Source organism: Halomonas korlensis, assembly GCF_900116705.1.
GTDB lineage: Bacteria > Pseudomonadota > Gammaproteobacteria > Pseudomonadales > Halomonadaceae > Halomonas > Halomonas korlensis.
The window spans coordinates 199,533-209,880 of the sequence record NZ_FPBP01000007.1 but is presented as its reverse complement, the minus strand read 5'-3'; the positions used below and the strand labels follow the sequence as shown (position 1 = coordinate 209,880).

Annotated in this window: 9 protein-coding genes; 1 reads left to right on the top strand and 8 read right to left on the bottom strand. The window is 64.5% G+C overall.

Annotation, left to right across the window (positions count from 1 at the left end; genetic code table 11):
- Positions 1-186 precede the first annotated feature (186 nt).
- The 7 genes from BM341_RS11365 to BM341_RS11335 all read right to left on the bottom strand — a co-directional run bounded on the left by BM341_RS11365 (position 187) and on the right by BM341_RS11335 (position 7,903).
- Positions 187-1,377, bottom strand: a complete 1,191-nt coding sequence (locus BM341_RS11365) for a vWA domain-containing protein (RefSeq protein WP_089795995.1) — start codon at positions 1,375-1,377, stop codon at positions 187-189.
- 3 nt (positions 1,378-1,380) lie between these two features.
- Positions 1,381-2,226, bottom strand: a complete 846-nt coding sequence (locus BM341_RS11360; RefSeq protein WP_089795993.1) for an AAA family ATPase — start codon at positions 2,224-2,226, stop codon at positions 1,381-1,383.
- 70 nt (positions 2,227-2,296) lie between these two features.
- Positions 2,297-3,184 carry an NAD(P)-dependent oxidoreductase gene (locus tag BM341_RS11355; RefSeq protein WP_089795991.1) on the bottom strand — a complete coding sequence of 296 codons (888 nt, stop codon included), beginning with the start codon at positions 3,182-3,184 and terminating at the stop codon, positions 2,297-2,299.
- Positions 3,185-3,253: 69 nt separating this feature from the next.
- Positions 3,254-3,616, bottom strand: coding sequence for an AtuA-related protein (locus BM341_RS11350; protein WP_089795989.1), 363 nt, complete (start codon positions 3,614-3,616; stop codon positions 3,254-3,256).
- Complete coding sequence (locus tag BM341_RS11345; protein WP_089795987.1) at positions 3,603-5,021, bottom strand: acyclic terpene utilization AtuA family protein; 1,419 nt, start codon at positions 5,019-5,021, stop codon at positions 3,603-3,605. The genes BM341_RS11350 and BM341_RS11345 overlap by 14 nt, the downstream gene beginning before the upstream one ends.
- Positions 5,018-6,916, bottom strand: coding sequence for a TRAP transporter permease (locus BM341_RS11340; RefSeq protein ID WP_089795985.1), 1,899 nt, complete (start codon positions 6,914-6,916; stop codon positions 5,018-5,020). The genes BM341_RS11345 and BM341_RS11340 overlap by 4 nt, the downstream gene beginning before the upstream one ends.
- A 21-nt stretch (positions 6,917-6,937) precedes the next feature.
- The gene (locus BM341_RS11335) at positions 6,938-7,903 is read right to left on the bottom strand and encodes a TAXI family TRAP transporter solute-binding subunit (RefSeq protein ID WP_089795982.1); all 966 of its coding nucleotides are present in this window, start codon (positions 7,901-7,903) and stop codon (positions 6,938-6,940) included.
- A gap of 195 nt (positions 7,904-8,098) precedes the next feature.
- Between BM341_RS11335 and BM341_RS11330 the strand changes: the two genes are divergently transcribed.
- Positions 8,099-8,998, top strand: a complete 900-nt coding sequence (locus BM341_RS11330; RefSeq protein WP_089795981.1) for a LysR family transcriptional regulator — start codon at positions 8,099-8,101, stop codon at positions 8,996-8,998.
- Positions 8,999-9,187: 189 nt separating this feature from the next.
- Here the strand turns inward: BM341_RS11330 and thiO are convergent, their stop codons facing one another.
- A complete protein-coding gene (gene thiO, locus BM341_RS11325; protein WP_089795979.1) occupies positions 9,188-10,273 on the bottom strand; it encodes a glycine oxidase ThiO in 1,086 nt (361 codons plus the stop codon).
- Positions 10,274-10,348: the final 75 nt, after the last annotated feature.

Genomic DNA, 10,348 nt, shown 5'->3' with positions numbered 1-10,348 from the left:
GGGCTTACTCGTTCTTCATGAACCGCCGTATACGGAACCGTACGTACGGTGGTGTGAGAGGACGGGGGAAGCAATTCCCCCTCCTACTCGATTCTCTATCGTGACGATTCTTTGTATTTGTGCTTATTCGGGGCGGAGTTTCGGGCCGTAGAACGTTGCGTAGTACGTTGGCTTGGCTTGTGGGGGCTACTTGGCGAGCTCGCGCATGGCGTTTTCCAGGCCCTCGAGCGTCATGGGATACATGCGGTCATCGATCAGCTCGCGGATCAGCTGGGTCGAGTGAGTGGTCTCCCAGGCGCGGGACGGCATGGGGTTGAGCCAGGCTAGACGCGGGAAGGTCTTCACCAGACGCTTGAGCCAGAGGCCGCCGGGTTCGTCGTTGAAGTGCTCGACGCTGCCGCCAGGGTGGGTGATCTCGTACGGCGACATGGCGGCGTCGCCAACGATCACCACCTGGTAGTCGGCGCCGTAGGTATGCAGGACGTCCATGGTCGGAATACGCTCGCCGTGGCGCCTGGCCCGGTGTTGAGAATTGCTGCGCCACACCCCTTCATAAAGGCAGTTATGGAAGTAATAGGGCACCAGGTGCTTGAATTCCGAACGCGCCGCCGAGAACAGCTCTTCGCAGGTGCGAATGTGGTCATCCATGGAGCCACCCACATCAAGAAACAGCAGCACCTTCACTGCGTTGTGACGCTCCGGGCGCATCTGCACGTTGAGCAGGCCGGAATCGCGGGCGGTCTCGCGAATGGTGGCATCGACATCGAACTCCTCCGCGGCGCCCTGGCGGGCGAACTTGCGCAGCCGGCGCAGCGCCATCTTGATGTTGCGCGTGCCCAGCTCCCGCGAATCGTCATAGTCGCGAAAACGGCGCTCGTCCCATACCTTCACCGCTCGGCGATGACGCGAGCCGTCCTGGCCAACGCGAATGCCTTCAGGATTGTAGCCGTAGGCGCCGAAGGGGCTGGTGCCGCCAGTGCCGATCCACTTGTTACCCCCGGCGTGACGCTCCTGTTGCTCCTCCAGGCGCTGCTTGAAGGTCTCGATGAGCTTTTCAAGCCCGCCCAGCGACGCGATCTTCGCCTTCTCTTCTTCGCTGAGCTGCTTCTCGAACTCGCGGCGCAGCCAGTCGTCGGGAATCAGCGCCTCGATCGCCGCATCGAGATTCTCGAGCCCCTCGAACCAGGCGGCAAAGGCGCGATCGAAGCGATCGAAGTAGCGCTCGTCCTTGACCATTACCGTACGTGCCACCTGATAGAAGGCCTGCATGTCGGCGAACACCACACCGCGCTCGACCACCGCATGCAGGTCGAGCAGCTCGCGCAGTGACACCGGTACACCGGCGCGCTTGAGCGTCTCGAACAGGCCGATGAACATCGTTTAGCGTCCTTGCCGGCGCAGCATGAAGGCCAGCCGTTGCAGCAGTTGAGTGTCTTGCTCGTTCTTGACCAAGGCGCCGGCCAGTGGCGGGATCGCTTTTACCGGGTCGCGCTGGTAAAGAGCCTCGCGGGCCAGCTCATCACTCATCAGCAGTTTCAGCCAGTCCACCAGCTCCGAAGTAGAGGGCTTCTTCTTGAGCCCTGGTGCGTCGCGAAGCTCGAAGAACACCTCCAGCGCCTCGCCGACCAACTTGGGGGCGATGTCGGGAAAGTGCACATCGACGATTGCTTGCATGGTCTCGCGGTCGGGAAACTCGATGTAATGGAAGAAGCAGCGACGCAGGAAGGCGTCGGGCAGCTCCTTCTCGTTATTGGACGTGATGACGATGATAGGTCGATGCCTGGCCTTGATGGTTTCGCCGGTCTCGTAGACATGGAACTCCATGCGATCCAGCTCCTGAAGCAGATCGTTGGGGAATTCGATGTCCGCCTTGTCGATCTCGTCGATCAACAGCACCACGCGCCTGTCCTGAGTAAATGCCTCCCACAGCTTGCCGGGCTTGATGTAGTTGGCAACGTTTTCCACGCCCTCGATGCCCAGCTGAGAGTCGCGCAGCCGGCTCACCGCGTCGTATTCGTAGAGCCCCTGGGCCGCCTTGGTGCTGGACTTGATGTGCCAGGTGAGCAGTCGCGTATCCAGCGTGGCGGCGAGTTCCTCGGCCAGCAGCGTCTTGCCGGTGCCTGGCTCACCCTTGATCAGCAGCGGCCGCTCGAGGGTCACGGCGGCATTGACCGCCTGCTTCAGGGCATCGGTGGCAATGTAGGAAGAAGTGGAATCGAACGCCATGGGATTGCCTCGGCTGTGTCGTCAGGAAATGTCAGCAGTCAGACAAGTGTACTGAAGCGGCGGGTAGTGACTAGTCTGTCGGAGACTTCCGGTAGGCCTCGACGAGGATCGCGGGATCGTGCTCGCCATGGCCGCGATTGGCATGCGCACGCAGCAATTGGGCGGCCAGGCTGCTCATCGGCGTGGCGCTGCTGCAACGCTGGCTCTGGGCCACGGCCATGTCCAGATCCTTGAGCAGGGTGCGCAGGTGCCAGGGCGGCGAATCATAGTCGCTCGCCGCCATGCGCGGGGTGAGGATCTGAAAGGGCTTGGAATCGGCGAAGCCACCGGTGAGCGCCTCGGTCAGTCGATTAGCGTCCACGCCGCTGGATTCCGCGAGCGCCACCATCTCAGCGAGTACCGCCGCCTGGCAGCCGACGACCATCTGGTTGCATATCTTGGTGACCTGACCGCTGCCCACCGGCCCCATATGCGTGACCCGCGCGGCCAGAGGGTCGAGCAGCGGGCGGATGGCGGCGATGTCATCAGGCTCGCCGCCACACATGATGGCGAGGCTGCCCGTCTCGGCACCCACCACGCCGCCGGAGACCGGGGCATCGATCCAGGCCATGCCGTTTGCCGACTTGAGCAACGCTGCAAACTCCCGCGTGGCGGCCGGGTCGCTGCTCGAGAAGTCGATCAGCCGCTGATCGGCCCTGCCATTATCGGCCACGCCGCCCGCGCCAAACACCAGCTCATCGACCACCTCGGTATTGGCCAGGCACAGCATCACCACATCGACCCTGGCCATCAGTTCGGCAATCGAGCCGGCCACCGTGGCGCCGGCCCCCTGCAGCGCGGTTGTCCTGTCCGCCGAACGGTTCCATACCGTGACATCGAAGCCGGCATCGCATAGTCGGTGGCTCATCGGATAGCCCATCAGGCCAATACCGATGAAACCGAGGCGGGGAAGAGGCATGCAGGGGTCTCCAGAAAGTAAAGAAGCCCTAGCATGCGCGATGATAGGGGCTGCCGGCAATTTGATAGTCTAGCCTTGATTGCCGGTTTTTAGTGCCGCCGGCAAGATGATCGCCATGCTGAGCAACAGGAAGGAGAGGGTCTTGCCGTGGCCGTCGAGGTTCAGCGCCCCGTTGACCCCGCCCTGCAGTACATCGTCAAGCACCAGATTCATTCCGCTGAGACCCGGCAGCGGATAGCGCCGCACCCGGCTGACGCCGCGGTGGGCGAACAGCGCCTGCACCCGTGCCTCGGTGACCTGGGCCATCAGCACATCGAAGTGGCGCGGATCGTAGGCGAACAACGCCAGGTTGAGCCGCTCGCCCTTGTCGCCGGCGCGGGCATGTGCCAGACGGTGTAGCGACACGGTGACTTCGGCTTCACTGCGCACCATGGTCGTGGCTCCTCTCGTTGTTCCGCGTGGCTTCGTTCAGCGTAGCGTCGTACAGCGTAGCGAAGGCCTCGACGTCGCTGCGCTTGACCAGATAGGAGGCCGTACAGACCCGGCGCTGGAACTGGCGTCTTACCCCGCCCCCGCCGGCCGGGCCGGCGCAATAGAGCGCCAGCAGCTCCTGCGTGGCGCGCTCCACCCAGCGTCGCTCGGGGTGCCCGACGGCGAGCCGCAGGCGGTAATCCCCGTTCTCCGGCGCTGCTGATTGCTGTTGGAGCTCGCCAGCATCGCTGTCGAAGACACTAGCGTGACCGATGATATCGAAACGCGAGCGCAGCTCAGGCGGCACGCGAAACGTGAGCCGTTCGCGCAGTACCTCAGCGGCCAATCGCGCGCGGCCGAACGCATTGGGGCCGGCGTAGGAGATCTCCGCCTCGCCCTGCCAGCCACCGGCGTAGCATACGGTGGTCTTGAGCCGCTCCGGCGCCGGCCTGCCACGGATACCGCTGACCGCGACCCGATCAGGGCCGATCTCGACGATCCGGGCGTCGGAGAGATCCACGACCACGTCAGGCGTCAGGTAGTTGCCCGGGTCGTGCACCTCGTAGAGAAGCTGCTCCTTCACCGTGCGCTCGGTCACGCACCCGCCGGTGCCGGGCGGCTTGGTCACCACCAGGCTACCGTCCTCCTCCACCTCGATGATGGGATAGCCCACCGTGGCCAGGCCGGGCACGTTCTTGAGCCCCGGGTCGGCGAAATAGCCGCCGCTCACCTGGGCCCCGCACTCGCCCAGATGTCCCGCCATCGTGCCCGCCGCCAGGCGATCCCAGTCGTCCCAGGCCCAGCCGAAATGATGCACCAACGGTGCCAGGAACAGCGCCGGGTCGGCCACACGACCGGTCACCACCACCTCGGCGCCCTGGCTCAGCGCCTCGACGAGTGGCGCAGCACCGAGATAGACGTTGGCCGAGATCAGTGCCTCCTCGCCGGGCATCTCGCCGCTCTCCGTCTCCCAGTGCAGCAGGTCGATAGCGGACAGGCGCGAGCGGATGTCGTCGCCCTGTACATGGCCGATACGGATATCGCCCCGTCCGGCCTGCTCGGCTAGCACGCGGACCCGCTCGCAGGCACCCGCGGGGTTGGCGGCGCCGAAGTTGCCCAGAATGGCGATACCGTTGTCCAGGCAGTCGGCGAGGACGGGCGCCAGCAGCTCATCGAGCAGCGGCTCGAAGCCGCTCCCGGGGTCATCATGCCGCGCCCGATGGGCGGCGGCCAGGGTTCGCTCTCCCAGGGTCTCGAAGAGCAACGCAGCGGGCTGGCCGCGGCGGATCAGCTCAGCCACCACGGGAATCGCCGCATCGGTGCGGTCGCCGGAGAAGCCGGCACCGCTGCCCAGCAGAAAGGTCATGGGTGGGACTCCTTGGCGGGAACATCACGCGGCGAGGGGCCGGCACTTCTCTGTCGGCGCCGGCGCAAGGCGTACATGCCCACCAGCGTCAGCAGCGCCGCCGCCGTGGTCAGCCAGCCAGGCGTCAGCGCCAGGACAACCACCACGATCAGGCCGATGATATCCAGCGCGCGATGGCCGGTGATCGCGACCCGCGACATCAGCGAGGCGAAGGCGAACACGAAGACCACGCCCTGACAGCTCGCCAGGGCGATGTCGACCGCGCCACCGAAGCCGGCCAGGGCCGGATAGATCAGCAGCAGGAAAGGAATGACGTAGATCGCCCCTGCCAGGCGCACGGCCTCGCCGGCGGCCGGCAGCCAGTTAGTGCCGGCGATGCCCGAGGCGACGAACACCGCGACGCACACCGGCGGCGTAATCACCGAGAGGGTGGCGAAGTAGAACACGAACAGGTGGGCGATCAACGGCTCCACGCCGATGGTGGTCAGCGCCGGCGCCAGTACCGAAGCCACCAGCACGTAGGCGGCGGTAGTGGGAATGCCCATACCCAGGATCAAGCACACCCCCCCAACAATGCCCGCCACCAGGAACAGCGACTCGCCACCCACGTTGACGATCAGGCTGGCGAGCGTCACGCCGATGCCGGTCATGCCAATCATCGCCACCAGAATCTGCGCACCGGCCAGCAGCACGCCGATGATCACCATGCCCCTGCCGGCATCCGTCAGCCCCGAGAGCAGCTTGCCGAGGATCTCGCGGGGCGGCATTTTTGCCAACAGCGAGAAGGGCACGAAGGTCAGCACCGTCATCAGAATGCCGTAGAACGCCGAAAGCTGGATCGAGCGGCCGCTAAGCACGCCGAAGAAGAGGCCACCCAGCGCCGCGAGGATCGGCACGATGCGTTCGGGGCGCAGCACATCACGCCAGCCGGGCAGCTCGTCGCCAGGCACCACGCGAAGGTTGCGCCGTTGCGCCACCAGATGAATGGTCAGAAACACGCCCAGGTAGAACAGTATCGCCGGCAGCAGCGCCGCCAGGGCGATGCGCAGGTAACTCTCGCCAAGGATCTCGGCCATGATGAAGGCGGCCGCGCCGAGGATCGGCGGCGCGATCTGTCCCCCCGTCGAGGCCACGGCCTCCACCGCGGCCGCGAAGGGCCGCGGATAGTCGAGGCGCTTCATCATGGGAATGGTGAAGTTACCGGTCGTGGCCACGTTGGCCACCGCGCTGCCGCTGACCATGCCGAATAGCCCCGAGGCGACCGTGGCTACCTTGGCGGCCCCGCCCGGCGATCGGCCGCTGATGCGCAGCGCCAGGTCCATGAAGGTTTGACCACCGCCAGTGTGCAGCAGTAGGCTGCCGAACAGCACGAAGGCGGCGATGGTCGTCGCGGCCACGCCTACCAGCATGCCCCACACCCCGAGATCGCCGAGATAGATGGTTTCGGTGATGTAGGCCAGGCCGAATCCGCGGTGCCCCAGCGGGCCGGGGATGGCGGCGCCGAACCAGGCATAGCCCAGACCGGCCACCACCAGCAACGGGAAGATCACGCCGATGGCGCGCCGCGACAGCTCCAGGATCGCCACCAACAGTACGCCGGTGAAGAGCATGTCGCGGGTCGATGCCCAGGGCAGCTCCACCAGGATGCGCTCGGAGTTCATCGCCACGTAGCCGCAGGCGAGTACGGTGCCCACTGCCAGGGCCAGATCGAAGGCCACGCCCAGGGGGCGCCAGCGCTTGCCGGCCCCCAACGGGTAGACGGTCAGCCCCAGCAGGATCACCAGCGCAAGGAAGATGCTGCGCTGGATCAAGCTCTCGAAGGGGCCGGTGGCGGCGGTATACAGAATCAGCCCACCCAGCGTGAGGGCCAGCCCCCGGGTCAAATGCTCGCGCACGGAAAGCTCCTAAGGCGGCCGTTATTCGGCGGGCTGCAGGGCGTCGGGGATTTCCATGCCTTGCTCTTCGAAATAACGTGCCGCACCGGCATGCAGCGGAACGGTACCGACATCGAGGGTCATCTGTGCCATGTCGGCATCCTTGATCGCGGAGAAAGCGTTGGCCTGGGGCTCGGGATTCTCCATCACCGCCTTGACGATTTGGTAGGCGGTCTCTTCATCCATGTCCGGATGCGCGTGAACGGCCACGCCGAAGGCCCAGGTGGTGAAGGCCGGAATGCCGTCGGCGGCGCCCTCGGGAATGTCCACAACCGCGATATCGGGCATCTCGCTGCGCAGGGTATCGGCCTGCTCGTCGCTGAGCGACAGCACATTGATCGGTGTGAAGGTGGCGATGTCCATGGTCGAACCGTCCAGGCGGTTGCCTACCCCGGACTTCACGTAGCCGGCGATGCGACCATCCTTGATGGAATCGACTACGTCGGTGGTAGAACCGCGCACGTAGTCGGGGGTGATGCCCAGCGTTTTCATGACTGCCTCGGTGGTGCTCTCGGTGGCCGAGCCGGTGATGCCCGGGTTGAGACGCACCCCGTCCAGCTCCTCCATGCTCTCGACCCCGGCATCCTCGCGCATCACCACGTTCTGCGGCGCCACGGTGTAGACCCACAGCAGTCGCGTATCCACCGGACGCTCCTCGAAATCGCCCTGGCCGGCGTAGGCGTGATAGCCGGTGTTGGTGGTCACCAGACCCATGTCCATCTGGTCGCGGCTGAGCCGGCGCAGGTTATCGACGGTGGCGCCGGTCTCGGCAACTGAAGAGCTGACGCCTTCGAGCTCGCTGTTGATGATCTGGTTGACCGCCACGAAGTAGCCGTAGTGGCTCGACGAGCTGGAGGTCGAGCCGATCAGCAGTCGTTCCTGGGCAGGGGCGGAAGCGGCGGCGAGAAGTGCGGCACTGGCGGCCACAGCGGTGAACAGCGTTTTCATGGTGGTTGGCTCCTGGCCCGGCTACGGGCTTGTTGTTATGACGAATCATGATGTGAAACAGCGTCTCGTGGCGGTGCACGATCCACCCGGCGGCGCTTCAGGAAGGTGCTCCGGAAGAGCGCCATTCAATGCAGCGTGGTTGCCGCTCCCAATTTTGTACATTGAATTGTTTTTAAAACCTGTTTTACTCTCTAAATGAATCCCAGCATTCGACAGCTCGGCGCCTTCGTCGCGGTGGCGCAGTCGCGCAGCCTGGCCGAGGCCAGCGAGCGCATCCATCTCTCCCAGCCGGCCATCTCGATTGCCCTGCGCAAGCTGGAAGAGACGGTGGGCGGTGCACTGTTCTCGCGCAGCACCCGCCAGCTCACCCTCACGCCGGAAGGCGAAGCCTTCCTGCCGGTGGCGATCCGTCTGCTGAATGATTGGAGCGAGGCCTTCGAAGACCTCGACGAGCTGTTCTCGAAGAAGCGCGGCAAAGTCGCGGTGGCGGCGCTGCCCACCCTGGCCGCCGGCCTGCTGCCTGGCGTGATCGCCACCTTTCACGCTCGTTACCCGCGCATCAACTTCGCCCTGCACGATGTGCTGGCCGAGCAGGTGAACGTGATGGTGCGTGAAGGGCGCGCCGACCTGGGGCTTTCGGTGCCGCCTCTCGGCGCGGAGGATCTCGCCTTCGAACCGGTGCTGGAAGATCGCTACGTGGTCGTCTGCGCGCTGGGCCACCCGCTGCTTGAGCGACCGCGAATCGCCTGGCGACAACTGGCCGCCTTTCCCTTTATCGGGATCAACCGGCTCTCGAGCTCGCGGCAGGATATCGACCGCATCATGGCCGAAGTGGGCCAACCGTTGGATGTGATCTGCGATGCCAGCCAGATCGCCACTGTGGGGCGCATGGTGGCCGCCGGCGTGGGTATCAGCGTGCTGCCGAAGTTCAGCTTCCGACAGATCGCCACCCATGGGATCGACCACCGCCCCCTGGTATCGCCCAATGTGAGTCGCCCGCTCGGCATCGTCCAGAGTCGCCGGCGCGCGCTCTCCACGGCCGCAGCGGCGCTGCGTGAGATGATTGTCGATGCCGCCCGGGAAACAACAGCCTGAATCATTGCGTTATTTATCGCAGCCCGGCGGAAATATGACGCTGCTGGTTTCTGTTATTTCTTTATAAATTGAACGCTGCTCCTTAGAGGAATATTGATGAGGCATCCATCATAGAAAGAGAGTGTTGTAGAAAAGGATGCTGGTTTTCTCTGAATTCAGTAACTGTTTTCACGAGTTCATTTTTCATATTTAGCAACCGGGTCGGTAGGGCGACTGGTCGAGGATAGGTTCGCGACCCAGTAACAAATCGACCAACAGGCGCGTGGAAGCCGGCGCCAACACCAAGCCGTTGCGGAAATGTCCGGCGTTGACGTGCAGGTTGTCGAAGCCCGGCAGACGGCCGATGAAGGGCACCCCGTCTGGCGAGCCAGGGCGCAGCCCAGACCAGTGATGCTCCACCTCGCACGCGGTCAGCGCCGGCACGATGCGCGTGGCACTCTGCCACAGCGATTCCCGTGCCTCGCGGGTGACCGTCTTGTCGAAGCCGACCTCCTCGAGGGTTGAGCCGGCGAGCACTCGGCCATCGGCCCGCGGGATCACGTAGCGCCCGTCCATCAGCACCACGCGCTGGACCAGCTCTGGCGGCGCCTTGAACAAGATCATCTGGCCTTTGACGGGGCGTACCGGCAGGCGCACCTCAACGGTGGCCAGTAACTCGGCCGCCCAGGCCCCGCCGCAGATGATCACCTGATCACTGGCAATTCTCCCGGCGGTGGTCTCCACGCCGACGACTCGCGCCCCTTCGCGGGTAAGCCCGATGACCGTCACGCCCTCGCGCAGGGTCACGCGGGGCATGATTGCCAGCCGAGCTCGCAAGGCACGCACCAGGCGGGGGTTACGAATGTTGCCCAGCGTCGGCATCCATAGGGCATCGTCGCAGCCCGGAACAGCATTAGGTTCCTTGGCGTACAGAAAATCAGCCCCGACCCGCTCCAACGGTTTGCCGACGTTGCGTGCCCAGGCCAAGGCCTTTTCCTCGTCCTCTACCCGCAGGTAGAGCAGGCCATTCTGCCGGTACTCGGGATCGATGCTGGTCTCCTCCAGCAGACGCAGTGCTAGCTCGGGATAGAAGCCCTCCGACCAGCGAGAGAGACTGGAAATCGGTGCGCTGTAGCGCCAGGGATAGGGCGGCGAGACAATACCTCCCCCGGCCCAAGACGCCTCGCGTCCACTCACGCCGCGCTCGACCACGGTGACATCAAGGCCAGCATCGGCTAGTTGCAACGCCGTCATCATGCCGATCACGCCGCCACCAACGATCAGGAAATTGCTCACATCAATTCCACCATGCAGTAGTTACGCTTTATCAAGTAGATGGCTGGTCGCCGAAGACTGATTTCTCGCTTTGTG